Raw genomic sequence first — 26228 nt, forward strand, 5'->3', positions numbered from 1 at the left:
TTGTATGGCGACCATTTTTGTAGACGGTAAAGAGTACGAGGTAGACGGGGCAGACAACCTGCTGCAGGCCTGTCTGTCGCTGGGTCTGGACGTCCCCTATTTTTGCTGGCATCCGGCGCTGGGTAGCGTGGGTGCCTGCCGCCAGTGTGCGGTCAAGCAGTATCAGAATGCCGACGACAAGCGCGGCCGGCTGGTCATGTCCTGCATGACCCCCTCTACCGATGGCACCTATATCTCCATCGAAGACGAAGAGGCGAAAGAGTTTCGCAAGTGTGTGGTGGAGTGGCAGATGACCAACCACCCCCACGACTGCCCTGTCTGTGAAGAGGGCGGAGCCTGCCACCTGCAGGACATGACGGTGATGACAGGCCACAACAGCCGTCGCTACCGTTTTACCAAGCGTACCCACCAGAATCAGGAACTGGGGCCCTTCATCAATCACGAGATGAACCGCTGCATCGCCTGTTATCGCTGCGTGCGTTACTACAAGGATTACGCCGGTGGCGAGGATCTGGGGGTCTATGGCGCCCACGACAACGTCTATTTCGGCCGAGTCGAAGATGGCACCCTGGAGAGCGAATTCTCCGGCAACCTGGTGGAGGTCTGCCCCACCGGCGTTTTCACCGACAAGACCCACTCAGAGCGTTACAACCGCAAGTGGGACATGCAGTTTGCCCCCAGCGTCTGCCAGCAGTGCTCGGTGGGCTGCAACATCAGCCCGGGTGAGCGTTATGGCGAGCTGCGCCGCATAGAAAACCGCTTCCATGGCGGCATCAATCACTACTTCCTTTGCGATCGTGGCCGCTTTGGCTATGGCTACGTCAATCTGGCTGACCGTCCCCGTCAACCGCTGCTTCGGGTAGACAAAGAGCAGCGCGATGGCAACGACCCGCTGGCCATCACTGTGGATGGCGCCCTCAACCGCGCCGCCGATGCCCTGCGCACCGCCAGCGCCGTCATCGGCATCGGCTCACCGCGCGCGTCGCTGGAGAGCAACTTCGCCCTGCGCGAACTGGTCGGGGCCGACAACTTCTATTGCGGCGTTGAGCAAAGCGAGTGGGCGTGTCTGCAAAAGATGCTGCACATACTGCAGCACGGCGGTATTCGCACGCCGAGCCTGCGGGACATGGAAGAGGCCGACGCCATTCTGGTGCTCGGTGAAGATGTCACCATGAGCGCCGCCCGTATCGCCCTGGCGCTGCGCCAATCGGTCAAGGGCAAGGCCCGTGAAATCGCCCGCAAAATGAAGGTGGACTTGTGGCAGGTCGCCGCTGTGCAGACCCTGGGCCAGAATGAGCGCTATCCGCTGCTCATCACCAGCCTGGACAGCACCCGCCTCGACGACGTGGCGGCAGAAAAACTGCACGCCCCCCATGCGGATCAAGCCCGCCTCGGCTTTGCCATCGCCCATCTGCTCGACAGCTCGGCGCCAGCACTGTCCGATCTCGGCCAAGAGCAGCAGGCGCAAGCCGCTCGCTGGGCCGACCTGCTTGGCAATGCCAAAAAGCCGCTCATCATCGCAGGCTCGGGCGCCCGCACCCCGGCATTGATCGACGCGGCCAGCAACATCGCCCGCGCCCTCAAAGGCCGCGGTCAGGACGTCAGTCTGGCACTGGTGGCACAAGAGGCCAACAGCCTGGGGCTGGCCATGCTGGCCGGCAACGCCGCCCCGCTGGAAGCCGCACTCACCCGCATCGAGGCCCAGGATAATCTGGCGCTGGTGACCCTGGAGAACGATCTCTATCGCCGTGCCCCGCGCAATCGGGTCGATGCCGCCTTCAATCGTCTGCAACACCTGCTGGTCATCGATCATCAAGCTACCCAGACCGCTCAAAAAGCCGATCTGGTGCTCCCTGCCGCCAGCTTTGCCGAGGCCGATGGCACCCTGGTCAATATGGAGGGGCGCGCCCAGCGCTTCTTCCAGGTCTACGCCCCCGCCTTCTACAACGCCGACATTCAGGTGCGTGAAGGGTGGCGCTGGCTGGCCGCGCTGCAAGGCGCCCTCCTGCGCCAACCGCTGCGCTGGCAGACCTATGAGCAGATAAGCCATGACTGCGCCACCAGCCATCCGCTGCTGGCCACCATGCAGGAAGCGGCCCCCAACGCCGGATTGCGGATCCGTGGCATGAAGCTGGCCCGTGAACCGCACCGCTACAGCGGCCGCACCTCCATGCTGGCAGATCAGAACGTCAGCGAACCCAGAGTGGCGCAAGACCCGGATTCCCCCTTCAGCTTCTCCATGGAAGGCTATGCCGGTGCCCGTCAGCCGATGCAGCAGGTGCCGTTCGCCTGGGCGCCGGGGTGGAACTCTCCCTCTGCCTGGAACAAGTTCCAGAGCGAGGTAGGTGGCAACCTCCGGGCCGGCGATCCCGGTCGCCGTCTGCTGGAGCCAGGCGACGACACCCTGGATTGGTTCGACACCATTCCTGCCCCCTTCACTGCCCAGGAAGCCCTGCAGGTGGTCAACTATGACCAGCTGTTTGGCGGCGAGGAGCTCTCCGCCAGAAGCCCCGTCATACAGGCGCGCATGAACGAACCCGAGATGGTGCTGAACCCGGCCGATGCAGCTCGCCTTGCCCTCAAGGCGGGCAACCAGGTGAGCTTCTCCTGGGGTGGCAACCACTGGCGTCTGAAGCTGCGACTGAGCCATACCCTGGCTCAGGGCCTGCTGGGACTGCCCCTTGGAGTGAACGGTCTGCCGACCGCACTGCAACAGGCCTATATCAACAACCTGCAGGAGGCCATCGCATGAGTGATTCCCTGATCGACCTGTTGCTGGAGGTTGGCAAGGCATTGATAGTGCTGGTGGGGATAGTGGGGGCTGGCGCCTTCATGAGCTTCATCGAACGCCGCCTGCTAGCCCTGTGGCAGGACAGATACGGCCCCAATCGGGTGGGCCCGTTCGGCCTGCTGCAACTGGCGGCCGACATGATCAAGATGTTCTTCAAGGAAGACTGGATCCCGCCGTTCGCCGATCGCCGGATCTTCATCCTGGCTCCCATCATCGCCTTCACAGCTTTTATTCTGGCGTTTGCGGTGGTACCCATCACCCCCACCTGGGGCGTGGCGGATCTCAACGTGGGGCTGCTCTACATCCTGGCCATAGCGGGGCTCGCTGTCTATGCCGTGCTGTTCGCCGGCTGGTCGAGCAACAACAAGTACTCATTGCTCGGCAGCCTGCGCGCCTCTGCCCAGACCCTCTCCTATGAAGTGTTCCTGGGGCTCTCCCTGATGGGAATAGTGATCCAGACCGGCAGCTTCAACCTGAGAGACATAGTCGAGGCCCAGGCCGGCTTGTGGAACGTGGTGCCCCAGATACTGGGCTTCATCACCTTTCTGTTTGCCGGTGTCGCCGTCACCCACCGTCACCCGTTTGACCAGCCGGAGGCCGAGCAGGAGCTCGCCGACGGTTATCACATCGAGTACGCGGGCATGAAATGGGGTCTCTTCTTCGTGGGCGAATACATCGGCATAGTGCTGATCTCCTCGCTCATAGTGACCCTGTTCTTCGGTGGCTGGCATGGCCCCTGGTTACCCCCTTTCATCTGGTTTGCCCTGAAGACCGCCTGTTTCATGGTGTTCTTCATCCTGCTGCGGGCTTCCTTGCCAAGGCCGCGCTTTGACCAGGTGATGTCGTTTGGCTGGAAAGTCTGCTTGCCGTTGACCCTTGTCAATATGCTGATCACCGGCGCTGTGGTGCTGATAAATGTGCAGTGAGGCACGACTATGAAAATCATTAACATCATCAAGGGTGTCGGCACCCAGTTACGTAGCCTGGGCATGGTGTTCTCCCATGCCTGGCGTCCCCGCGAGACCCTGAGCTATCCGGAGGAATCCGTCTATAGCACGCCCCGCTACCGTGGTCGTATCGTACTGACCCGTGATCCGGACGGTGACGAGCGCTGTGTGGCGTGCAACCTGTGCGCCGTGGCCTGCCCGGTCGGTTGCATCTCGCTGCAAAAAGCCGAACGCGACGATGGCCGCTGGTATCCCGAGTTCTTTCGCATCAACTTCTCCCGCTGCATCTTCTGCGGCTTGTGCGAAGAAGCCTGCCCCACTACCGCCATCCAGCTGACGCCGGATTTCGAAATGGGGGAATACCGCCGCCAGGATCTGGTGTACGAGAAAGAAGAGCTGCTGATCAGCGGGCCCGGCAAATACCCGGACTACAACTTCTATCGCATGAGCGGGATGGCCATCGACGGCAAGCCGAAAGGGGATGCCGAGCACGAAGCCAAACCCATCGATGTCAAAAGCCTGCTGCCCTGAGGAGTCAATCATGGAACTGGCATTTTATGCCGCGGCCCTGGTCGCCGTTTACAGCACGCTGCGGGTGATCAGCACCAGCAATCCCATGCATGCGCTGCTCAATCTCATCATTTCGATCATCGCCGTGGCCATGATCTTCTTCTGCCTGGGGGCCTCTTTCGCGGGCGCCCTGCAGGTGATCGTCTATGCGGGCGCCATCATGGTGCTGTTCGTGTTCGTGGTGATGATGCTGAACCTGGGGTCGTCCCAGGCCCAGGAGAAGAAGTGGCTCACCCCCATGACCTGGGGCGGCCCCGCCCTGCTCTCTCTCATCCTGCTCGGCTTTCTGGCCTACGGCATCCTGGGCGTGACCGGTGGTCAGCTTGGTCTGAGTGACGTCAGTGCGAAAGAGGTGGGCATAGCCCTGTTCGGCCCCTATGTGCTGGCAGTGGAGCTGGCCTCCATCCTGCTGCTGGCGGGTCTGGTGACCGCCTACCATCTGGGTCGTGAAGACAAGAGCGGCGAGGTGCTTTCTGTCCCCCGCGCCTCATCACGCTCGTCACAAGAAGGAGGACCGCTATGAATGGCATTCCAATGGAACACGGCCTTCTGCTGGCTGCGATCCTGTTCTGCATCGGGTTATGCGGTCTGCTGATCCGCCGTAACTTGCTGTTTATTCTCATGAGTATCGAGATCATGATGAATGCCTCGGCGCTGGCGTTCGTAGTGGCTGGCAGCCGCTGGGCCCAGGCAGATGGCCAGATCATGTACATACTGGTGATTTCTCTGGCGGCAGCGGAGGCCAGTATCGGCCTCGCCCTGTTACTGCTGCTCTATCGTCGTTACCACACCCTCAACGTGGACACTGTGAGCGAGATGCGCGGATGAGCCTCTTATACCTGACGTTTCTATTTCCGCTGCTGGGATGGCTGGTGCTGGCCTTCTCCATCGGCCGTTTCGGCGAGCGCACCTCGGCCCTGATCGGGGTTGGCAGCATAGGGTTGTCGGCCCTCACCACCCTGTGGGTCGGCGTCGATTTCCTCACCGCCATGCCGGTCGGCGGCGTCTATACCCAGACCCTGTGGCAATGGATGGCGGTGGGCAACTTCAGTCCCAGCTTCCGCCTCGCACTGGACGGCCTGTCGCTGACCATGCTGGGGGTAGTGACAGGGGTGGGTTTCTTCATCCACCTGTTCGCCTCCTGGTACATGCGCGGGGAAGAGGGCTATTCCCGCTTCTTTACCTATACCAACCTCTTCATCGCCAGCATGGTGTTTCTGGTGCTGGCCGATGACCTGCTGTTCGTCTACCTCGGCTGGGAAGGGGTGGGGCTGTGCAGCTACCTGTTGATCGGCTTCTACTACCGCAACCCGGCCAACGGGGCTGCAGCCCTCAAAGCCTTTGTGGTGACCCGGGTCGGCGACGTCTTCCTCGCCATCGGCCTCTTCATCCTTTACCGGGAGCTGGGCACCCTCAACATCCACGAGCTGCTGGTACGCGCCCCCGTCATGTTTGCCGAGGGCTCCCCTGCCCTCTCCCTGGCCTGCCTGATGTTGCTGGGCGGTGCGGTCGGCAAATCTGCCCAGCTGCCGCTGCAAACCTGGCTGGCGGATGCCATGGCGGGCCCGACCCCGGTCTCGGCCCTCATCCACGCCGCCACCATGGTGACCGCCGGTGTCTACCTGATTGCCCGCACCCACGGCCTCTTCCTGCTGGCCCCCGAGATCCTGCATCTGGTGGCGCTGGTCGGTGCCATTACTCTGGTGCTGGCCGGTTTCGCAGCCCTGGTGCAGACCGATATCAAGCGGATCCTCGCCTACTCCACCATGAGCCAGATTGGTTACATGTTTCTGGCCCTCGGGGTCGGTGCCTGGGAAGGGGCCATTTTCCATCTGATGACCCACGCCTTTTTCAAGGCGCTCTTGTTCCTCTCCGCAGGTGCCGTCATCGTTGCCTGTCACCATGAGCAGAACATCTTCAAGATGGGGGGCCTGCGCAAAAGCTTGCCGCTGGTCTATGCCTGCTTCCTGGTTGGGGGGTCGGCGCTGGCTGCATTGCCGCTGGTGACCGCCGGTTTCTACAGTAAAGACGCCATCCTGTGGCAGGTGCAGGCATCCGGCCAGACCACCCTGTTGTGGGCGGGTCTGGTGGGCGCCTTCCTGACCTCGCTCTATACCTTCCGCCTCATTTTCATCGCCTTCCACGGCAAGGTGCAGACGCAAGCCCATGCCGGTCACGGTCTGGCCCACCAGCTGCCGCTGCTGGTGTTGCTGGTGCTCTCCACAGGTATTGGGGCCCTGATAGTGCCGCCACTGGCCGGAGTACTGCCAGCCGGGCCAGGAGACAATATCGAAGCGGGTCGCCATACCCTGGAGATCGTCTCAGGCATTGTTGCCATCGCGGGCATTGCCCTGGCAGCCTTCCTGTTCCTGGGTGAGCGTCGACTGGCCACCAGCGTGGCGAACAGCGCGCCGGGCCGTCTGCTCAGCACCCTCTGGTTCAATGCCTGGGGCTTTGACTGGTTGTATGAACGGCTGTGGGTCAAACCCTATCTGCTGGGGACCCGACTGCTTGGCAAGGACCCGCTGGACTGGATGATGAACCTGCCCGCCTGGCTGGCACAGCGCGGCCACCAGCTGTTGGTCTGGACCGTTTCCGGCAAGTTGCGCTGGTATGCCGCCTCCATGGGGATGGGTGCCACCCTGATCCTGGCTCTGTTGCTGCTTGGCTGACCCCATGCGGCCCCTGAACGCGGACTAGTACCATTACTCGCACATAAACGAGAGCTGATATCGTGACCTTACTCTGGATCTTGTTAATTCCTTTCATCGGCGGTCTGCTCTGTTGGCAGATGGAGCGCCTTGGTGAGCAATTCGTACGCTGGGTTGCCCTGTTGTCGATGAGCGCCTGCCTGTTGCTCTCCTGCGCTATCTGGTGGAGCGGTGACTTCACCCTGATCAACCAGACCGGCGTGCCCGTCTGGGCCGCCGAGCTGCAACTGCCCTGGATCCCCCGCTTTGGCATCTCCTTGCACCTGGCGGTGGATGGCCTCTCCCTGTTGATGGTGATGCTCACCTGCTTTATCGGGGTACTGGCCATCCTCTGCTCATGGAAGGAGATAGTGCAGCGCATCGGCTTCTTCCACCTCAACCTGCTCTGGATCCTGGGGGGCGTGCTCGGTGTCTTCATGGCCGTGGACCTGTTCCTGTTCTTCTTCTTCTGGGAGATGATGCTGGTTCCCATGTACTTCCTGATCGCGCTGTGGGGCCATTCGGTCACCGATGGCAAGTCACGGATCAACGCCGCCACCAAGTTCTTCATCTACACCCAGGTCAGCGGACTCATCATGCTGGTCGCCATCCTGGGTCTGGTGCTGACCCACCATGCCGCCACTGGCGTCTTCACCTTTAACTACGCGGATCTGCTCCACACGCCCATGAGCACGGGTGTCCAGTGGCTGTTGATGCTGGGCTTCTTCATCGCCTTCGCGGTCAAGATGCCGCTGGTGCCACTGCACGGCTGGCTGCCGGACGCCCATAGTCAGGCGCCGACCGCGGGCTCGGTTGACCTGGCAGGCATCTTGCTCAAAACCGCTGCCTACGGCCTGCTGCGTTTTGCCCTGCCCCTGTTTCCGGAGGCCTCTGCCGAATTTGCCCCCTACGCCATGGCGCTGGGTCTCATCGGCATCATCTACGGCGCCCTGGTGGCCTTTGCCCAGACCGACATCAAGCGGCTGGTGGCCTACACCAGCATCTCCCACATGGGCTTTGTGATGATCGCCATCTACTCAGGCAGCGAACTGGCATTGCAAGGTGCCGTGGTGCAGATGATTGCTCACGGACTCTCTGCCGCTGGCCTCTTCATCCTGTGTGGTCAGCTTTACGAGCGGCTGCATACCCGGGATTTGCGCCTGATGGGTGGCCTCTGGGGTCGACTGCGTTACCTGCCCGGCGTCATGCTATTCTTCTCGGTGGCTTCCCTTGGCATGCCGGGCACCGGCAACTTCGTCGGCGAGTTCCTTATCCTGATCGGCAGTTTCCAGGTCGCCCCCGTCATCACTGTCATCGCTACCTTCGGGCTGGTGCTGGCGTCCGTCTACTCCCTCATCATGTTGCAACGGGCCTGCTTCGGTGCGCCCAAAGAGACCACCATGCTCAAGGGGCTGGATCGCCGCGAACTGGTGATGATGATGACCATAGCCGGCCTGCTGATACTGCTCGGTGTCTATCCCCAGCCCATACTCGATACCGCTGGCAGCAGCCTGATGAGCGTGCTGCACTGGTACGCACTGCCATCCGCAGGAGCCTTGCAATGACATTTTCCTCTCAACGGCCCACCCTGTTGCCTTTCTTGCACACGACAGGAGCACTGCAATGACCTTCACCGCTTCTCAACTGCTGGCGCTCTTGCCCCTGCTGCTGACCACGGGGACCATGGTGGCCCTGATGCTGGCCATCGCCTGGCGACGCTGTGACGACACCGCCTTCGTCGTCACCATCACTGGCCTGAACCTGACACTCTTCTCCCTGCCCATCGTCATGGCACAGGGTGATCAGGGGATCACTCCCCTGCTGCAGATCGATGGCTACGCCATCTTTTACATGGGACTGGTGCTGGTCGGCGCGCTTGCTACCTGTACCTTCGGTCGCTCCTGGCTCAAGGGTTACCCGGACAACCGGGAAGAGTTCTACCTGCTGCTGGTGATCGCTACCATAGGCGGGCTTGTGCTGGCCGGCTCCCGTCATCTGGCGTCGCTGTTCATCGGGATCGAGATGCTGACCCTGCCCATGTTCGGTCTGGTGGGTTACGCCTACCGCGAGCGCCATTCGCTGGAGGCCAGCATCAAGTACATGGTGCTCTCCGCCGCCGCCACCGCCTTTCTGCTGTTCGGCATGGCCTTGCTCTATGCCCAGGCTGGCAGCCTGAGCTTCAGTGATCTGGGGCTGACCCTGGCACAGAGCCCCGCCCATCATCCACTGCTGATGGGCGGTCTCGGGTTGATGCTGGTCGGCTTTGGTTTCAAGCTGTCGCTCGCCCCCTTCCACCTCTGGACACCCGACGTGTATGAAGGCGCTCCGGCGCCGGTGGCCACTTTCCTCGCCACCGTCAGCAAGATAGCCGTGTTCTGCGTGCTGCTGCGATTCTATCTGGCGGTACCGGCGGCGGCGGATCCCATGATCCACTGGTTGCTGGCAGCCATGGCAGTTATCTCCATCGTCATCGGCAACCTGCTGGCGCTGCTGCAAACCAACATCAAGCGGATGATGGGGTACTCCTCCATCGCCCATTTTGGTTATCTGCTGGCAGTGGTGGTGGCGAGCCGCCTCGGCCAGATACCGGTGGAAGCCGCCGGTGTCTATCTGTTGATGTACCTGTTCACCAGCCTGGGTGCCTTCGGCGTCATCAGCATGATGTCCAGCCCGTATCGCGGCAAGGATGCGGACTCCCTGCACAGCTATCGCGGCCTGTTCTGGCATCGCCCTTACCTGACCGCAGTGCTGACAGTGATGATGCTCTCCCTGGCCGGTATTCCCATGACATTGGGCTTTATCGGCAAATTCTATCTTATTGGCGTGACGGTCGAAGCCCGGCTGTGGTGGCTCTCCGGCGCCATAGTGCTCGGCAGCGCCCTGGGGCTCTACTACTACCTGAGGGTCATGGTCACCCTCTATATGCGCGAACCCGGCATGCAGATGCGTGATGCCAAGGGCGACTGGGCCGTCACCTCGGGCGGACTGGTGGTACTGCTCTCCGCCATCATAGTGGTGGCCATGGGCATCTATCCCCAACCGGTCATCAGCCTGGTGCAGGGCTTCCAGAACGTGGTCTTGCGCTAACCCGCCCTGATAGCCGATGCCCCTTGTGTCAGGCAGCATTGCCCATCTTCTAGATGTGAAAAAATCCGAAACCAGCTTGGCTGGTTTCGGATTTATGTGATTGTCAGCAGACGAAGCCAACCGATTCATAATAGGACTTTAGTCGACACATGCCATTAATGTGTTTATTAAGACCCTTTATGTTCATGACAAGAATCTATTTCCTCAATGTAAAGTTATAGTTCCCCTCACCATTATAAGAATAAACTTTAAACCGATAATAACCACTGCTTGCAACATAGTTAATCGCTTCACTCGAGGTGACGCTGGTGGATGTTGCCACAGATATCCAAGTACTGTTCTGCCATTTTTCCAGTGACAGATCGAAATCAGCATTCCCGGGACCGGTCAACACACCATACAGGGTTCCACCATCATATTGAAACCAGCTGCCATTCGGAATAATATGACTAACGCCCTTCCCACTCAGATAACCTGAGTAATTTTCTTGATTTGAATTACCCTCGCCACCGATGTCAAACGTCATTCGACTTGAGACAGCACTAATATTCGTCAGCTCCAACCCTGAATCAGCACCACTCCACCAGCGTGAATTGGTTCCTCGGCTGGACAGCGCATTGGGCTGAGTATCACCAAACGTGTCTTGCCCAGAAGCATGATACATATCATAAGTATCACCAAGATTAGTATTTTTTTCTGGATCACGATTTCCATCCGCATGCTCCATCTGAACATATGGATACCACTCATTATTATTGGAACCATCAGGATCAACATGCCATACAATCAGACCTTGACCTGGCATATACTGATTTTGCCCGGCCTGAATTCTTGTCTCTATATAAAAAGCTTCACCGGCTTTATCCGGGTTGGACCAGCGATATAGTGTGTTGCTGTTAGCCTGATGACTCAATAGACCTGAAGGTGCATTGCTGTTAACGGCAGGATTGAGCTCAGTGAGCGTTTCCCAGCCACTCAGTGAGCGAAAGTAGCCATTGGGTGGAACTGGTTTTTTATGTCTGTTACCGGTTACACCGCCATATCCCATAATGCAGTGCGAGCCAGCGGATCCTCCTGAACTGCCATCGTAATCGTAAAGATCAGGCCAGCCGAACAACAGGTGTCCTGACTCGTGGATGAAGGTCCCGATAGATAAATTGCTATCCATGTTGGAGATCTGGTATTTGGATGCACAGACCCCATCGGCACACCAGCGGTTCAAGCCACCTTGATGAGGCCATAGGCCCTGAGCCCAGCCACCACCAGTGCTGCCAGAATAGAACACATTCAAACCACGAATATTGCCGTTACTATCTTTCGATATGGTCGAAAAGTCGAAACCTTCGGTGTATTCAAGCCAATCCAGCGCTTCGACTATCAACTCTCTTGCTCTGGCACCATAGGTTATCGTGGGGTCTGTGTAGTAGGACTTATATCTCTTGGCCGTATAATATCCAACCACAGCATTGGTATAGTCCAATTTATTACCAGACACGGCACGAAAATAGTCCCGGATTGATTGTGCATTTCCATGGCCTGTGTAACCGATTTGGTTGGTATAGTTGATGACCTCACTGGGTGGAATGGAGCTGGATTCATCAGGAAACTGAATCAATATGGTCAACCCTCGAACATTACCTGTTACATTGGCATATTGATTGGCAAAACCACTGATTTTTGGTGATTGGGCTTGATATTGTAAAACTTGTAATTGCCTGGCGTTACGTTGCACGATAGAACGCTTGGCATGTTGAGGAATATCAGTGTCCTTCTGTATAGACCTTGTGTTAACACCATTCGATTCGGTAACCAGAATTCCGGTCGACTCAAACATTTCTTCATTTTCTGAAAGCTTGGCATAAGCGTAACCTTTCAGGGTATTGTCATAGATAACCGGATAGCCATCTTTAGTACGTTGATCTGCGTAAAGAGTTGAGCCATTGAGGATCAACTCAAGTGTCGAACCATCCGGCTGCGTAACCGTGTGATGATAGTTGACGTAAGGTACTGCGGCTTCCGTTTGAACAGCGAACATGACTGACCCTATGATGGTTAAAATATTTAACCATCCTGCTCTTCCATTTTTCATTTTATCTTCCTTGTGAGTCCCGTGCAGAATAAGTCTTATATCCAGTTCACCAAGGGATCAAATTTTATTTTCAAACTGGGATGTGTGTAACCATTCACCGGCATGAATTAAAACAAAGCCATGTCATTTCTTGTGGTTATATCCCAGAGCAGGGAATCGCTCAGGTATTCCCATGACATTGGGCTTTATCGGCAAGTTTTATCTTGTTGGCGTGACGGTCAAAGCCCGGCTGTGGTGGTTCTCTGGCGCCAGAGTGCTCGGCAGCGCCCTGGGCGCTCTACTACTACTTGAGAGTCATGGTCACCCTCTATGTGCGCGAACCCGGCATGCTGATGCGTGATGCCAAGGGCGACTGGACCGCCACCTCGGGCGGGCTGGTGGTACTGCTCTTCGCCATCATGGTGGTGGCACGGAGCATCTATCCCCAACCGGTCATCAGCCAGGTACAGGGCTTGCAGAACCGGGTCTTGCGCTAATCCGCCCTGATAGCCAGTGCCCCTTGTGTCAGGCACCGTTGGCCATCTTCCAGATATGAAAAAATCCGAAACCAGCTTGGCTGGTTTCGGATTTCTTATGCGCATATCAGGGTTATCAAGGTGCCACAGATATCCCTCTGCGTGGGTCCATCCCCCTGGGCTGCCTTAATGATGGCGGCATCAGGGGCCGCTGACCATCACTGGATACGGTAACGAGAGATCTGCTGATGGATGCTCTCTGTGGTCACATTGAGCTCTTCCGCTGCGGCCGAGGTCTCTTCTGCCGTACTGCTGGTCTGCTGGACCACCTGTGCAATCTGCTCCACCTGATGAGCGATGGATTCCGCCGCCGAGCTTTGTTCACGGATGGCATTGGTGATTTCACCGACCTGATCCATGACCCGGTGCGAAGCATGGCGGATCTGGGTGATGATCTCCCCGCTTTCAGTGGCCATCGCAACCCCTTGCACCACTTTTTCTTCTACCTGACTCATCCTGGACACTGTGGCCTGAGACTCTTGTTGAATCGCCTCTACCGTTGCCGAAATTTCCTGGGTTGACTGAGCCGTGCGCTCTGCCAGCTTGCGCACCTCGTCAGCGACCACCGCAAATCCTCGACCTTGCTCACCCGCACGGGCCGCTTCAATGGCGGCATTGAGGGCCAGCAGATTGGTCTGGCCTGCGACGTCACGAATGACGTTCACCACACCGCCGATCCGGGAAATGCCCTCGCCCAAGGCCGTCACCTCATGGGAGGCCTGGCGAATGGAGTCGGCAATCTCGTTGATAGCTTGCACCGTTCTCTCTATGGTCGCGCCGCCGTCACTGGCAAGCTTGCCCGACTCGTTGGTGATTCGGCTGGTCTCCTGGGTTCGCTGCGAGATATCCGTGATGCTCACCGTCATCTCCTCCACCCCCGCAGCAATCAGACTGGTTGCATCATTTGCCTGGCTCGCGGAACTGGCAAGGTGCTGCGCAGCCTGGGAGAGCGACTCAGCCGTACTTTTAATTTGCAAACTGCCCACCGAAAATTCAGTAAAGGTTTGCTGCAAGGTATCCAGAAGACGGTTGACCGCATTGAGCGTCAACCCAATCTCATCCTGCTGCTTGACGTCTGCCCTCAGGGTAAAATTCAAGTCGCGCTGGATCAGGGAAAGGGTCTGCATGGCAAGTCGAAGTGGGTTGGCAACCTGATTGAACAACCAGATAAAAAGCCCCAGGGTCAATATGCCGGTGCCACCGGCAATAAACAGCAAGGTTTGCAGGCTGCTGTCATAGTTCTCTTCTCCCTGCCGCTTGAGCGTCAGCCCCAGATCGACATTGAACTTTACATGGCGCTCTATCGCCTGAGCAAACTTCCCAAACAGCGTCATGACGTTGTTTGCCAGATAATCTCTGGCCTCCGTGTTTTTGTTTTGGCGCGACAGCAACAGGACCTTGTCTATCTCCAGATAATATTGGGCAATGATCCGCTGATCATCGTCGGTCAATCGCCTGTCTTCATCATTGGACAGCATCTCGGCTTTATATTTTTCCAGAAGCGAATTGATCGCTGTCCGTATATCAGCGATATGCGTTTCAATCTGCTGCATCTTGCCATCATCGGTATTGAGTACATGTGTCTGGATCAGTGCATGCAGCTCATAGAAATCGGCCTGCACCTCCTTGATCAAGGATATGCTTGGCACTGTATTATCCGTCACATAACTCAGATCCTGGTTGGACGCCGCGAGGCGATTGATACTGAACCAACTGAGAAAAACGAGAGCCACCATCACCAGCAAGGCAATCAATTGAAGCCGGCGCGCAATGTTCATAACCGCATACTCCATAAGGAAACTCCATAGCAGTGTAGACGATGCATAAACAAAAAATGGTCTGCGAAACGGGCTGTTTCATTGCATACCCTGGCCGGCCAGCCACGCCTTTTTGACTCGCGCTTATTCGGGACTTTGCCACGCCCCCTGGCGGTGGCAGTGCCGTTCATCGCATGCCCTATGTCTGTACCTGAACGCAATGCTGGATAAACAGCAGGCAAGCTCACTGGGTCATACCCGCCAGCCAAAAACAAAGAGGGAGGCACAATGCCTCCCTCTTGTTATTCACACCTGTCACAAAACGGGCCAAGGATTGGATCCCCTGAGCACATTGCCCAAAAACCCGTTTTGCCTGCAAAGGCTGGCGAGTCAGGTCATGCCGCTTCTGCCAGCTCTTCCTCTTTTTTCTGGTACGCCTGGGGCGTGAGTCCCAGCAGCTCCTGTACGGTCGATGCTACCGTGATGGAAGAGATGGTACCCACCAGGACGCCGGTAAACAGAGTGAAGGCGAAGCCGAACAAGGCATCCCCCCCGAACAGCAGCAGGGCTCCCACGGTAAAGAGGGTGGTCCCCGAGGTGATCATGGTGCGGCTGAAGGTCGCCTTGATCGCCACGTCCGAGCACTCGTAGATGGAGAGTTTGGTGCGTGAGCTCAAGATGTCCCGCAGCCGGTCCGAGATGACGATGCTGTCGTTGAGCGAGTAACCGATCACCGCCATCAGGCCGGCGATCACGTTGAGGTCAAACTCGATGTGGAACAGCGCCAGCAGCCCTATTGCCACCAGACCATCGTGCAGCACAGAGATCAGGATGCCGATGGCCTGGCGCCACTCGAACCGTACCGCCAGGTAGGCGGAGATGGCCAGTGAGGCCACCAGCACCGCCAGCATCCCCTGCTGGAACAGCTCGGCGCCCACCTGGGGGCCGACTATGGTGGTGCGCAGCAGCTCCACCGGCAAGTTGAGCTGTTGACCCAGCATGACCGCCAGCTCCTCGGCCGGCCAAGGCAGCTCGTGGGGCGGCAGCTTGATGAGCCACTCTCCCGGAATGCCGGCGCCATTGAGTTCGATGGCCCCTGCCAGCGGCGCGCTCAACAGGGCATTGAGTTCATGGGCCTCTTTCAATGTCTGGATACGAAACTCCAGCAAGATACCGCCGGTGAAGTCGAGCCCGAGCTCCAGGCCGTTGATGGCCAGCACGGCTATGCTCGCCACTGTCAGCAGCACGGAAATCCACAATCCAATGTAACGCCAGCGGGTAAGCCCCATGGCAACGATCATTCTCAACATAATTTTATCCTCGACAACAGCTGACTCGGGCTTCCCAACCGGAAGCGCGTGACGCAGGCGCGGAGCAGGCTCGAACGCGCGGCGCTATGGCACAGAGTAAATGCAGGGGTCACGGTCACACCCTCAGCAGCTTGGCGCTGCTCTTGCCCCACAAGGGGTTGATGATGGCCCGAGTACCCCAGATACCGGTCACCATGCTGGAGATGAGGCCCAGGATCAGGGTGATGGAGAAGCCCTGCAGCGGGCCAGAGCCGATGGAGTAGAGCACAACGGCACAGATCAGCGTGGTGATGTTGGCATCGAAAATGGTGCGAAACGCCGAGCGATAGCCAAAGTCGATGGCATTGGCAAGGCTGCCCCCTTCACGCAGGCGGTCCTTGATCCGCTCAAAGATCAGCACGTGGGTATCCACCGCCATGCCGACAGTGAGCACCAGGCCGGCGATCCCCGGCAGGGTCAGTACGGCCCCCGGCAGCACGGCCAGCATGCCCACCTGCATCAGCAGGTTGGCGATGAGCGCCGTGATGGCAACCCAGCCAAACTTGCGATACCAGGCCATCATGAACAGCATCATGCCCGCCATGCCGAACGCCAGCGCGGTGAACCCAGCCTCGATATTTTGCAGCCCCAGGGTCGGTCCGATTGAGCGCTCCTCCAGGATCTTCAGCGGCGCTGTGAGGGCACCAGCCCGCAGCAGCATGGCCAGCTCCTGGGCTTCGGGTACGCTGGCAAGGCCTGTGATGCGGAACTGGTTGCCAAGGGCTGTCTGTATGGTGGCGACGTTGATCACTTCGCTCTGAGCACGCAGCTTGCCCTGGGCATTGGTCTTGTATTCGGTGAAGACGGTGGCCATGGCGCTGCCCACATGCTGGCGGCTGAACTGGTTCATCTTGCTGCCACCCAGGGTGTCGAGCACTATGCTCACCTGGGGTTGTCCCATCTCCCCCATGCCTGCCCGCGCATCGACTATGTGCTCACCGGTCAGTACCGGCTTGCGCGCCATGCCGACCGCCTGACCGTTGCGATCTGCCATGAAGAAGCGGCTCTCCGGCTGGGCCTGATAGAAGGCGAGTGATGCCGTGGCGCCTATCACTTCCTTGGCTTGCTTGGGATTGTGCACCCCGGGCAGCTCGATGCGAATGCCATCCTGGCCCTGACGCTGGACCGAGGCTTCGACGATGCCGAGCTCGTTGATCCGTTTTTTGAGGATCGACAGGTTCTGGGTCACGGCGTTGTTGGCAAGCAGGGTGCGCTCGGCCTCACTCATCACCAGTCGCAGCTCGTTGCCGCTGCGATTGAGGGTCCACTGATCCTGTCGGGTACCGGCAGAATCCTTGATGATATTGAGCCAGGGAGCCTGATCGGCCACCTCGGGCAGTATGACCCGCACCTCACCCTCGCTCACCCGGGCCACGTTGGCACCCCGCAGGCGTGCTTCACGGAACTGGCTGCGCAGCATGTCCACCAGGTTTCTGGTCTGGTTGTCCACCACGAAGCTGAGATCGACCCCGATCAGCAGCTGGGAGCCGCCACGCAAGTCCAGCCCGAGCTTGATGGGAGCCGCACCGAGCTGGCTGATCCAGGTCGGGGCATTGGAGTAGAACTCCAGGGTCAGGGCGGCGCTGTCATAGCCTTGCTGCTCCAGCAACTGTTTGGCCCTTTGCTGTTCAGACTGGCTGCCGAACACCAGTTCGACCCGCTCTTTTTGTTGTACCTGTTTGACCGGTGCTATCTGGTTGTCGGCCAGCAGGGTGCGCTGCGCTTCTGTCAGGCTGGTCTGGCCATGCAGGCCAAGTGAGGGCTGCTCACCGAAGAAGGTTGGCAGGGAGTAAAACGCGAAAGTGAACAGCATGAGCAGCAGCAGGGCGTACTGCCACTTGCTCATGCGGTTCAGGGTAATATGACTCTTTTTTCTCATGGCAAAAGCCTCTGTCAGGAGAAGGCGGCGGGCACGCACACCAAAAAGGTGAACGGCACGCAAGAAAATACAAACGAGACAGTGAGCCAGTTCACGCGCGGTGAGCAGGCTTTACGGGAGGCGATGAGGCTGTGCAGTAAGACCGGACCCCATCGGGATCAGGCGAGATAGCTCTGGGAGAAGCGGTATTGCAGGTGTTGGCGTTGCAACCTGTGCCGATGAATGGTGGCAAAGCGGTCGCGGAAACTGTTTTTGGGGGAGTAGAGGACAGCGTAGAACAGCAGGCCGCACAGCAGCAACAGGATCGCCTGCTGCGACCAGCTCATGATCAGCTCGTAGACAACGCTGCCGGGCTGACTATCGCTGCGCAGGGAGTGCTCGAGACGCAACAGGTGATTCTGGTGGGAGCCGACAAACTTGACGATGCCGTCATCGCTGTCACTGGCACTGTGGAGCACCCGCGAGCTGTCTGACTGCTCGCCTGTTCCGGCATCATTCATCACTTGAGCGTGCTGGGTGGTAGACGGATGAGCGGATACCTCGAGCCCCTCCACCGAGACGGTAGAGAGCAACAGAGTGAGCGAGATGAGCAGTGTCATCAGCGCCAGTTTCACTTTGTCCAGCAGGCTCAAAAAGTTAATTCCCAAATAATAGAAAGGGCAAACTACCACAGAGGCCCGCCAAGGACAAGGCGGCAAGGCTCATCACCTCGCCGCGTTGACCTTGCAATGCCCCCCTGCGCTTACCCCTCGGACATCTTTCTAAAGTCCCGGGCATAGTCCTTGAGCAGGGAGTAAAGATGGGTGCGCTGGGAGATATCCAGCGACTGGCTCAGGGCGCTCAGCCAGTTGACGGTACGCTGGCGGGATTGATCCGTGTAGCCGGTGAAACGGCCATCCATGAGCCCATCCCCCTGCTGCAACAGGGCGGTGAGCTGGGCACCGAAGTCCGGGCTCTGGCGCTGCTTCATCAGCCGGGCCAGCTCCTTGGTCCAGGCGGTCTGGAACTCCAGCCAGGGGGCTTGCAGCTCATACTGCCACTCCACCCACTGCGCCACCAAAGGCGCCTGCGCCGGTTTCACTTCGCCAATCCAGAACACCAGTCGCTCGTTCATCTTGTCGGTGAACTCCTTGAGCATCTCGGCCTTGGGCTTGCGGGCAAAGTCCTGCTCCCGCTCGGCCTGACGGGTGAGCCTGTCCTTCATGAACATGGCCACCTGATCTTCGGTCAGGGTGCGGGCAAGCCGAACGGCACGGGGAACCGTGTTCTCCAGGGTGCGGGTCAGGCTCTGCTGGGCCGCATCCAGATGGCGGGAAACCTGCGCCGGGCTCATGGGGCTTGCGACCGCCTTGGCCAGAGCATCGAGATCATCGGCATAACGGGGCACCTCGTGCTGACGGTGCCAGGCCATCAGCCCTTTTACCTCATGATCCAGCAAGCGCTTCTGGCTAGAGTCCAGCGAGAAGTAGTCATCCAGCTGCCAGACGATGGCCACGTCCAGCCAGTAATAGACAACGCGGGTGGAACAACCCACCAGCAGCAGGCAGAGCAACAACAGACTCCAGCTGCGGGGCTGACGCCAGGAAAAGGTGGTCATCATGCACTACTCCAAACGTTGACGATTCATGTCGATCAGGGCCTGATAATCAGGCTCGGCTTGTTGCTCGGCCATCAGCAGGGCCCACAGCAGGCCAATGTAATCGACCCAGGGCAGGAAGGCCTGACTCTGAAAGCCCTTTGCTCCCAGCGTCCTCCCTGCCCGCTCAAGATAGCGCTGTTCCAGTGCCGCTCGCCGCTCGTCATCCCAGCCGTGGGTGCGCTGTATGCTGGCGACCTCGAAACCGGGGTGACCGGCGGCGCCATACTCCCAGTCGATGACCCAGGGGCGCGACCCCAACAAATTAGCCGGATTAAGATCGTGATGGCAAGGGAGCCAGCAGTCGTCAGGCTCGCGACTGGCAAGCAGCGCACGCTCCAGCGCAGGCAACCACTCAGGGATCCGGGCCAGACGGCCGCGATAACCGGCGGCATGAGCCCGCACCGCCATCACGACGGCGGGCACCGGCAGCCGGTGCAATCGCACCAGCACCTCAGCCAGCAGACCGGGCTGATCGGCCAGGGGGGGTGGCGCCTCGGCCCAGTTTGGCTCGTCGCACCAGTCCAGCAACATCAAACCGCTGGCAGGATCGCTGTGGTGGCAGGGCAGCGCCAACCCTTGTGCCATGGCACCCTGATAGAGCTGCCACTCTGTGGCTCTGTCGATGCCAAGCCGATAGGGGTCGGGGTGACCAAGCCGCAAAAAATGACTGCGCCCCGAGGGGAGGCGCAGTCGATAGTTGCAGTTGGTCAGGCCACTGGCCAGAGATTCCAGCCGTCCCGAGCACCAGGGGACTGGCAGGCTGGCCAGCAGCTCGAGCTCTGCCAGATCACCAGCCAAAGGTGGATTTCTTCGCCTGTTTGCGGATCTCTTTCTGGTCGGCCCACAGCAGTTCGCCATTTTGCAGATCCATCAGGTTCATGGTCATCTGGTAGTAGACGTCCTTCACCTTGCCGTTGTCCTTGACGATGCTGCTGAGGTTGCCATAGACCATGTAGCGGGCACCGGTCTGCTTGCCCAGACGTACCATGGAGGCAGGATCCACCATGCCGCTGCTCTGCTGGTATTCAAGCTGCTGCTTGACCGCGGCCACCTTGCTCATGTCGACGAAGCGGAACTTGCCAACGCGCAGCAACTTGGTGCGGATGGTATCCGTGATGGCTTCGGTATCGATGTGCTCCGAGGTCTTGTTGCGGATGGAGTCCATGAACATAACGGGACGACCACCTGCAGTGATCTCGCTGGTCGCCGGTGAAGCGAGCATGGAATCCGCCATCTTGTCGGCAATGGCCTGCAGATCCGATGAGCCGTAATCCACGGTCACCGTCTCGGTTTCGGTGGGGTCGCCATAGCTGACGGTGGTACTGGAACAGCCGCCAAGCAGCAGGGCGCCGCTCAATATCAGCAGGGCATGATTCATTTTCATCAGTTGGATTCCTCAATCACTTCGCGTACATAAATCCGGTATCCCTGAGCGGCCGGGCTCGGCGCCAGAGCAGACAGGGTGCGGCTCTGATAGCCGTGGAGCTTGATGGGCGTCCAGCCGCGACCATCACTGGCCACTTCCTGCCCCGCCTCATCATACCAATAGAACATATATTGCAGCTTGTTATCGCCACGCTGGGTACTGGCAGCGGCCACATTGACCTGCAGCAGGCCGTTTTGCTCGCGCCGGCTCAGCTCGGTCAGGGTCACATTGACGTTCTGATGCTGCTCCTGCACAGGCGCCGCGCCCGCAGCGCCATAGAGCGCCACGCCGGACGTATTGGTGGCGCAGCCTGCCAGCAGCATAACCAACCCCAGGGCCAACCCGTATGCTTTCATCTTGATCTCCTTAGCCGGCGGCCACAGGGGCCCAACCGATCAGTCATGGGTGTCATTGTCGTTTGAGTAGGTGCCTAGAGCGGCATCACCCGGGTCGTCAGGCCTGCGCCGAGCCGTTGCACCCACACCAGGGTGGTGCGTCCGCCATGTATGGTGAGCGGCAACTGGCGCATGGCACTCCCCGCCCCCAGAGTGAGTTGCACGTCACCGGCAGGCAGCATGCCCTGCCAGCTGGATGCCTGAGCAGGCAGCGTCAGCCAGCTGCGGGTATCGGCCCGCTCAGAAAGGGTGTTGAAGATGCCCACCAGAATATTGCCCACATCACCTCCCTCCTTGGCGGCTGTGCGCCTCAACTGCTCCTTGGCCACCAGCCGCAGCGCCTGACGGGTCAGCATGCCCGGCAGTCGCTCCTGCAGATCCTTGGCGGCCAGCGCTTCCAATCGCACCAGCTCGCTGGTCTGCTCGATTCGCTTGCCTACCGAGACCACAAGGGGGCCAGTCTGGCTGGCTCTATTGTCGTAATAGGGGACGGCCACGGTAAAGGTACGAAAATCACCGCTGGAGGTAGAAATGGGCAGCGGCAGGAACAGCTCCCGCCGCGCCGGGATCAGCCCATCTTCAAACAACACCACCAACTGACCCTGATCCTTGGCAAGCAGCGGCGCTTTGCGGCCCACCTTTTTCTCGGTCTCTTTCAGCTCATCCGGCGAGCCACGCAGCCGTGCCAGGCGCAGCAAGGCGTCCTGCAGGCTCTGGTTGTCCGGCGCTATCTGATAACCCCGCTGATAGTCGACCCAGGCGTCGTTGAGATCCCCGGCCGCCTCATAGAGCACGCCGGAGAAATAAAAGGTGTAGGCGTTCTGAAAACCGTTTTTCACCTTGCCGATCAGCCGATCCAGATCCGGTGCCCCGCGCGACATGAGCTGGCGCATATTGCGCTCTGTGCTGGCTTCGGCACCTTTTTCCCGGGCCTTGCTTACCTCCCCCGCTCGCGCCTTGAGGGCCCGCTCCTGCACCTGGTTGGCACGGCGTACCTCCACCAGCGCGCCGTCGGCATCCCCCCGTTGCAGGTAATTCAGCGCCAGATAGTGATGCAGCATGGTGCGCTCATAATCCGGCGTCAGGTAGGCCATGCTCTGATCGTTGGTAAGCAGGCTGCCCGCCTGACTCAGGCCCTGGCTCAGCCGATACTCGGCCTGATTGTCTTCCCACTCGAGGCGGCTGTCGGCGGCGGCAAAGGCCTGCTTGCTGCCCGCATCCTGCCCGGCCAGCCAGGCGATGCGCCCCTGCTCCAGCCGGTCCAGCACATAGGTGTCATCACCCAGGGTGGATTCACGCACCTCGGGCAGGGCCTCGGCGGCGTGTCCCAGCAGCAGCTGGTTGCGCAGGGGCACCATCTGATCGGAATAGGAGACGAACATATCCTGCCACTGGGAGGCGCAGCCCCCCAGCAGGGTGCTGGCCAGCAACAGACCGGCCAGACGGGGAAACGGACTCATCACAGGCAGAGCAGCGGCCCCAGGGATTGACCACCCACCAGATGCATATGGATGTGGTAGACCTCCTGCCCGCCGTGGCGGTTGCAGTTCATGATGAGGCGATAGCCATCCTCGGCGATACCGGCATCGGCTGCCAGCTTGCGTGCCACCGTGAACATGCGGCCAAGGGCCAGCTCATGCTCGGGCTCTACATCGTTGACGGTGGGGATCAGCACGTTCGGCACTATCAGGATATGGGTCTTGGCCTTGGGTTGAATGTCCCGGAATGCGGTCACCAAATCGTCTTGATAAAGGATGTCGGCGGGGATCTCTTTACGGATGATTTTGCTGAAAATGGTTTCTTGCGCCATGGATAACTCCCTTATATGAAAAAGAAAATTCTAAACCCACCTCAAGCGGCTCCCAAAGTTGCCGTCAGGGCCGGTCAAGTGTGACACAAGCCGATATTTGACACAGCCGTTGTCCCATTCTCTTCAGTTATTGTTAAAAATACCGATAGCCGGAGGACGTCTGCTGACGTCGCTCGCCCAGGGTGATAGCAGGGTATCAAATGGACGGGGTATTCAGGCAAGGGACTTTTGCATATACAGCGGGACAATAATGAAACAATCCATGTCAGACCTCTCCATCTTGCAGAGAGTCTATTTAGGCTTTGCCATTCTGGTGGCCGTGATGGCGGCGACCTCGGTACTCACCTTTCGCAGCCAGAGCGAGCTCAATCAGGCGCTGGATCAGGTTACCCGGCAATCCATGCCGCTGGTGATCGCCAGCAGCCAGACCCAGATCAGCCTGCTCAGCGCCAACAAATGGCTCACAGACGTGTTGACCGAGCAGGATCCCAAGCAGATCCCGGCCGAAGTGGCCGAGCTGCAACAGGCCAAGGCCCAGGTCGACAAGACACTCGCCACCCTCAGCCAGCAGGCCGCGGCGCACCCGCAACTGCAGGGTGACATGGCAACACTGACCAAACTGGTCAGCGACTATCTGCAGCTGACCGGGACGCTACCCACCGAACACCAGGCCCTGCTCACCCGTCTGCACAAGGTGAACCAGGCCAAGGGGCAGTTTCAGGTCAGTCTGCCCCAGTTCAAGAAAAACCTCGGCGACATGATGATCACCATCGACGACAGCTTCATCAAGATGCTGTCCGAGACCTTGACCACCAAGCTCTCCGCCATCGAGCTCTCCACCATGGATGCGCTCAACCAGAGCATCCCCGCCCCCATAGAGGCGGCGCTCAAACGCAACAAGATGCAGATCGAGGGCTTCAACAGCACCATCAAGGATCTGCAGGGAGAGCTCAAGGATTTCGACAACAATATGGGGCACTACGTCCATGGGTTCGTGCGCGACACCACGGCCAGCGAAGGGGTGCTTGCCCAATACCTGGCGTTGATGAAGCAGCAGGAGCGGATGCGCGAGGAGAGCAAGCAAGCCAGCAAGCTCATCGTCAGCATCCAGAGCAAACTGGAAGGGATCACCGATCAGAGCCAGCAGCTGATGAACAACAGCATTCGCGCCTCCGGCAAGGTGCAGGCCCAGAGCACCCTGATCCAGGGGATCAGCATCGCCATCGCCATTTTCATCGCCATCCTGGTGGCCTACACACTGGGCAAAGCCATACGCCGCCCCCTCAAGGAGCTGCTGCGGGTGCTGACCGAAGTGACCCAGGGGGACATGACACAGCGCGTCGGTTTCAAGAGCCAAAATGAGTTCGGCCAGCTCGGCAGCCAGGTCAACCTGCTGATCCAGCAGATGGGGGATGTGCTCACCCAGCTCTCCCAGGCCTCGACCCAGCTCAATAGCGCCGCCCACGACAATCGCCACACCACAGAATCGGTGCGGGCGGATCTGGAAACACAGCGCCAGGAGACCGCCTCGGTCGCCGCCGCCATGACCCAGATGGAAGCCTCGGTGAGGGAAGTGGCCCAGGCCGCCAACCAGACCCTGGAGCGGGTACAGGACGTGGAGAAAGCCTCCGAGACCGGCCGCAAGGTGATGGCGGGCAACATCACCACCACCCATCAGCTGGCAGGCAAGTTGCAACAGACCGGCAAGGTGATTGGCGATGTCAGCGCCATGAGTGGCCAGATTGGCAATATCCTCGACGTCATTCGCGGTATCGCCGAGCAGACCAACCTGCTGGCCCTCAATGCCGCCATCGAGGCCGCCCGTGCCGGCGAGCAGGGCCGCGGCTTTGCCGTGGTGGCCGACGAAGTGCGCAGTCTGGCGGGGCGTACCGCCCAGTCCACCAGCGAGATCCAGACCATGATCGAGAACCTGCAGCAGGGGGTCGCCAAGGCGGTGACAGTGATGCAGGAGTGCTCCCGCGAGATGGACAGCTGCGTGGATCAGAGCTCTCACGCCAATACCGCCATGGAGGAGGTGCAGGGGATAGTGGTGCTCATCAGCGACATGTCGAGCCAGATCGCCTCCGCCGCCGAGCAGCAGCAAGCGACCAGTGCCGACATCGCCACCAACCTCAACCGCATCTCGGATATTTCGGATCTCAACTATCAGGGCATTGAACGGGTCGCCGAGACCAGCCAGCAGCTGGACGCCCTGGCCGAGCAGCAGGAGAATCTGGTCAAGCGCTTCAAGCTCAGCGCCTGAGTCTCTCTCGCTGAAACAACAAGGCCCCGCTGTTGGCGGGGCCTTGTTTATCTGGTGGCAGTGCGGTGGGATCAGGCGTAGGCGATGGCGCCCTTGCCGACCCCTTCATAGGCCACGACCTTCACAAACTTGTCACCCACCGCTTTTTTCACTTCACGGGCTATGTAGCACGCCAGCAGCTCTATGGTGGTGTCGGTGTCGATCATCTCCACCTCGGCCGCCGGCATGGCGAGCTGAAACAGCCCCTGGGGGGCCACATACTTGAATCCCAGGTGCTGCTCACCCAGTTGGGCCCGGGCGACATCGCTCAAGTTCAGCTCGCTCAGGTCCACCTTGTCTTCATCGGTGCCAAGGTAGATATCGGCCCAGCGCTCGGCCCAGTTCAGCTCGAGCTCACCGTCACGCATCCCATCCACATGGATTTCGATGGGAGAACGGTGGCCGTGGGCGATCCGCTGGCAGTTGCCATCGTGCTTCTTGAGACCGTGGCTGTAGTGATAGAAGGCACCGTCGATCTGCTCCTGACGCAGGGTCACCGACAGATCCCGGATGTTGCCGGGCAGACGCTGGGCCAGCACCGCCAGCAGGTAGCGGGTGACGGACTCTTTATCGACCTGGGGCGCCGGTATGAAGGCAAAGCCCTGAGTCGGGCAGCGCAGGTGAATGGATCCCTGGGGGCGCAGCAGATCGACCGTGCTCTCCTCCCCCTCCAAATGCGCCACATGGATCAGGGCACACTCGGCCGGCACCAGCAGCTTGTGATCCACCTCTTCGTCGATGATCGACTTGATCAGCTTTTTCACCCGACCAAAGTCCAGCAACATGCTCATCTCGTTGAGCTCGCCGCTCATCTCGACGTCCACCAGCCAGCTCTCCCCCACCATGCCGCGGCGTTCGCACAGGTAGCTGGAGTCGATCACGGTCAAATCTCTTACAAATAACTTCATCAGTCAGACCTTGCTACAGAGAAAGTACAGTTTGCGATATTATGACCCGCGATCACTGACAAAGGAACTGGACT

21 protein-coding genes and 1 pseudogene are annotated in these 26228 nt (G+C 59.2%); 10 read left to right on the forward strand and 12 right to left on the reverse strand.

What is annotated here, in order from left to right; all coding sequences use genetic code 11:
- Positions 1-4: 4 nt before the first annotated feature.
- From nuoG to nuoN, 8 genes are all read left to right on the forward strand, one after another.
- The gene (nuoG, locus tag AC1P02_RS18415; protein WP_485182841.1) at positions 5-2752 is read left to right on the forward strand and encodes an NADH-quinone oxidoreductase subunit NuoG; all 2748 of its coding nucleotides are present in this window, start codon (positions 5-7) and stop codon (positions 2750-2752) included.
- Positions 2749-3717, forward strand: a complete 969-nt coding sequence (nuoH, locus tag AC1P02_RS18420; RefSeq protein WP_021140921.1) for an NADH-quinone oxidoreductase subunit NuoH — start codon at positions 2749-2751, stop codon at positions 3715-3717. Before nuoG ends, nuoH begins: the two co-directional genes overlap by 4 nt.
- 9 nt (positions 3718-3726) lie before the next feature.
- Entirely contained in the window at positions 3727-4269 is a 543-nt protein-coding gene (nuoI, locus tag AC1P02_RS18425; protein WP_485182842.1) for an NADH-quinone oxidoreductase subunit NuoI, read from the forward strand.
- A gap of 10 nt (positions 4270-4279) precedes the next feature.
- Positions 4280-4831: an NADH-quinone oxidoreductase subunit J gene (nuoJ, locus tag AC1P02_RS18430; protein ID WP_058395411.1), complete on the forward strand. Its 552-nt coding sequence runs from the start codon at positions 4280-4282 to the stop codon at positions 4829-4831.
- Entirely contained in the window at positions 4828-5136 is a 309-nt protein-coding gene (gene nuoK, locus AC1P02_RS18435) for an NADH-quinone oxidoreductase subunit NuoK (protein WP_005314891.1), read from the forward strand. Before nuoJ ends, nuoK begins: the two co-directional genes overlap by 4 nt.
- The gene (gene nuoL, locus AC1P02_RS18440; RefSeq protein ID WP_021140918.1) at positions 5133-6980 is read left to right on the forward strand and encodes an NADH-quinone oxidoreductase subunit L; all 1848 of its coding nucleotides are present in this window, start codon (positions 5133-5135) and stop codon (positions 6978-6980) included. Before nuoK ends, nuoL begins: the two co-directional genes overlap by 4 nt.
- A gap of 62 nt (positions 6981-7042) precedes the next feature.
- The gene (nuoM, locus tag AC1P02_RS18445; RefSeq protein WP_096119306.1) at positions 7043-8563 is read left to right on the forward strand and encodes an NADH-quinone oxidoreductase subunit M; all 1521 of its coding nucleotides are present in this window, start codon (positions 7043-7045) and stop codon (positions 8561-8563) included.
- 58 nt (positions 8564-8621) lie between these two features.
- Complete coding sequence (nuoN, locus tag AC1P02_RS18450; protein ID WP_485182843.1) at positions 8622-10085, forward strand: NADH-quinone oxidoreductase subunit NuoN; 1464 nt, start codon at positions 8622-8624, stop codon at positions 10083-10085.
- Positions 10086-10281: 196 nt separating this feature from the next.
- Here nuoN and AC1P02_RS18455 read toward each other — a convergent pair whose 3' ends face one another.
- Positions 10282-12174 (reverse strand): M6 family metalloprotease domain-containing protein, encoded by a 1893-nt coding sequence (locus AC1P02_RS18455; protein WP_485182844.1) that lies wholly within the window; start codon positions 12172-12174, stop codon positions 10282-10284.
- Between the two features lie 160 nt (positions 12175-12334).
- On the opposite strand from AC1P02_RS18455, the pseudogene AC1P02_RS18460 reads away from it, so the two are divergent.
- Positions 12335-12650 (forward strand): annotated as a pseudogene (locus AC1P02_RS18460) (NADH-quinone oxidoreductase subunit N); the annotation flags it as partial.
- 197 nt (positions 12651-12847) lie between these two features.
- Here AC1P02_RS18460 and AC1P02_RS18465 read toward each other — a convergent pair.
- The 10 genes from AC1P02_RS18465 to hinT all read right to left on the reverse strand — a co-directional run bounded on the left by AC1P02_RS18465 (position 12848) and on the right by hinT (position 22944).
- A complete protein-coding gene (locus AC1P02_RS18465; protein ID WP_485182845.1) occupies positions 12848-14467 on the reverse strand; it encodes a methyl-accepting chemotaxis protein in 1620 nt (539 codons plus the stop codon).
- 374 nt (positions 14468-14841) lie between these two features.
- Positions 14842-15756: a protein translocase subunit SecF gene (secF, locus tag AC1P02_RS18470; protein ID WP_174218925.1), complete on the reverse strand. Its 915-nt coding sequence runs from the start codon at positions 15754-15756 to the stop codon at positions 14842-14844.
- Positions 15757-15871: 115 nt separating this feature from the next.
- On the reverse strand, positions 15872-17674 hold the full coding sequence (gene secD, locus AC1P02_RS18475; RefSeq protein WP_485182846.1) for a protein translocase subunit SecD: 1803 nt from the start codon (positions 17672-17674) through the stop codon (positions 15872-15874).
- Between the two features lie 158 nt (positions 17675-17832).
- Entirely contained in the window at positions 17833-18345 is a 513-nt protein-coding gene (locus AC1P02_RS18480) for a hypothetical protein (RefSeq protein WP_416995640.1), read from the reverse strand.
- Between the two features lie 71 nt (positions 18346-18416).
- Positions 18417-19274 carry a DUF6279 family lipoprotein gene (locus tag AC1P02_RS18485; protein ID WP_005314875.1) on the reverse strand — a complete coding sequence of 286 codons (858 nt, stop codon included), beginning with the start codon at positions 19272-19274 and terminating at the stop codon, positions 18417-18419.
- 3 nt (positions 19275-19277) lie between these two features.
- Positions 19278-20111, reverse strand: coding sequence for a phosphotransferase (locus tag AC1P02_RS18490; RefSeq protein ID WP_131730879.1), 834 nt, complete (start codon positions 20109-20111; stop codon positions 19278-19280).
- On the reverse strand, positions 20101-20697 hold the full coding sequence (gene lpoB, locus AC1P02_RS18495) for a penicillin-binding protein activator LpoB (protein ID WP_005314873.1): 597 nt from the start codon (positions 20695-20697) through the stop codon (positions 20101-20103). Before lpoB ends, AC1P02_RS18490 begins: the two co-directional genes overlap by 11 nt.
- Entirely contained in the window at positions 20697-21095 is a 399-nt protein-coding gene (locus AC1P02_RS18500) for a YcfL family putative periplasmic lipoprotein (RefSeq protein WP_005314863.1), read from the reverse strand. The genes lpoB and AC1P02_RS18500 overlap by 1 nt, the downstream gene beginning before the upstream one ends.
- A 74-nt stretch (positions 21096-21169) precedes the next feature.
- On the reverse strand, positions 21170-22594 hold the full coding sequence (locus AC1P02_RS18505) for a COG3014 family protein (RefSeq protein ID WP_005314861.1): 1425 nt from the start codon (positions 22592-22594) through the stop codon (positions 21170-21172).
- The gene (gene hinT / locus AC1P02_RS18510; protein ID WP_005314859.1) at positions 22594-22944 is read right to left on the reverse strand and encodes a purine nucleoside phosphoramidase; all 351 of its coding nucleotides are present in this window, start codon (positions 22942-22944) and stop codon (positions 22594-22596) included. Before hinT ends, AC1P02_RS18505 begins: the two co-directional genes overlap by 1 nt.
- 250 nt (positions 22945-23194) lie before the next feature.
- On the opposite strand from hinT, the gene AC1P02_RS18515 reads away from it, so the two are divergent.
- Positions 23195-25207: a methyl-accepting chemotaxis protein gene (locus tag AC1P02_RS18515; RefSeq protein ID WP_485182847.1), complete on the forward strand. Its 2013-nt coding sequence runs from the start codon at positions 23195-23197 to the stop codon at positions 25205-25207.
- Positions 25208-25278: 71 nt separating this feature from the next.
- On the opposite strand, the gene AC1P02_RS18520 is transcribed toward AC1P02_RS18515, so the two are convergent.
- Positions 25279-26154 (reverse strand): 6-carboxytetrahydropterin synthase, encoded by an 876-nt coding sequence (locus AC1P02_RS18520; RefSeq protein ID WP_198315470.1) that lies wholly within the window; start codon positions 26152-26154, stop codon positions 25279-25281.
- Positions 26155-26228: the final 74 nt, after the last annotated feature.

The organism is Aeromonas sp. TS_SC_11, assembly GCF_057318915.1.

What these genes read in the sequence shown, in the direction of transcription:
- AC1P02_RS18520 (WP_198315470.1), bottom strand. Translation starts at nt 26,154, where the DNA reads ATGAAGTTATTTGTAAGAGATTTGACCGTGATCGACTCCAGCTACCTG.
- secF (WP_174218925.1), bottom strand. Translation starts at nt 15,756, where the DNA reads ATGTTGAGAATGATCGTTGCCATGGGGCTTACCCGCTGGCGTTACATT.
- AC1P02_RS18465 (WP_485182845.1), bottom strand. Translation starts at nt 14,467, where the DNA reads ATGAACATTGCGCGCCGGCTTCAATTGATTGCCTTGCTGGTGATGGTG.
- nuoN (WP_485182843.1), top strand. Translation starts at nt 8,622, where the DNA reads ATGACCTTCACCGCTTCTCAACTGCTGGCGCTCTTGCCCCTGCTGCTG.
- lpoB (WP_005314873.1), bottom strand. Translation starts at nt 20,697, where the DNA reads ATGAAAATGAATCATGCCCTGCTGATATTGAGCGGCGCCCTGCTGCTT.
- AC1P02_RS18505 (WP_005314861.1), bottom strand. Translation starts at nt 22,594, where the DNA reads ATGAGTCCGTTTCCCCGTCTGGCCGGTCTGTTGCTGGCCAGCACCCTG.
- AC1P02_RS18500 (WP_005314863.1), bottom strand. Translation starts at nt 21,095, where the DNA reads ATGAAAGCATACGGGTTGGCCCTGGGGTTGGTTATGCTGCTGGCAGGC.
- AC1P02_RS18455 (WP_485182844.1), bottom strand. Translation starts at nt 12,174, where the DNA reads ATGAAAAATGGAAGAGCAGGATGGTTAAATATTTTAACCATCATAGGG.
- AC1P02_RS18485 (WP_005314875.1), bottom strand. Translation starts at nt 19,274, where the DNA reads ATGATGACCACCTTTTCCTGGCGTCAGCCCCGCAGCTGGAGTCTGTTG.
- nuoH (WP_021140921.1), top strand. Translation starts at nt 2,749, where the DNA reads ATGAGTGATTCCCTGATCGACCTGTTGCTGGAGGTTGGCAAGGCATTG.
- nuoK (WP_005314891.1), top strand. Translation starts at nt 4,828, where the DNA reads ATGAATGGCATTCCAATGGAACACGGCCTTCTGCTGGCTGCGATCCTG.
- hinT (WP_005314859.1), bottom strand. Translation starts at nt 22,944, where the DNA reads ATGGCGCAAGAAACCATTTTCAGCAAAATCATCCGTAAAGAGATCCCC.
- nuoL (WP_021140918.1), top strand. Translation starts at nt 5,133, where the DNA reads ATGAGCCTCTTATACCTGACGTTTCTATTTCCGCTGCTGGGATGGCTG.
- AC1P02_RS18515 (WP_485182847.1), top strand. Translation starts at nt 23,195, where the DNA reads ATGAAACAATCCATGTCAGACCTCTCCATCTTGCAGAGAGTCTATTTA.
- nuoG (WP_485182841.1), top strand. Translation starts at nt 5, where the DNA reads ATGGCGACCATTTTTGTAGACGGTAAAGAGTACGAGGTAGACGGGGCA.
- nuoI (WP_485182842.1), top strand. Translation starts at nt 3,727, where the DNA reads ATGAAAATCATTAACATCATCAAGGGTGTCGGCACCCAGTTACGTAGC.
- nuoJ (WP_058395411.1), top strand. Translation starts at nt 4,280, where the DNA reads ATGGAACTGGCATTTTATGCCGCGGCCCTGGTCGCCGTTTACAGCACG.
- secD (WP_485182846.1), bottom strand. Translation starts at nt 17,674, where the DNA reads ATGAGAAAAAAGAGTCATATTACCCTGAACCGCATGAGCAAGTGGCAG.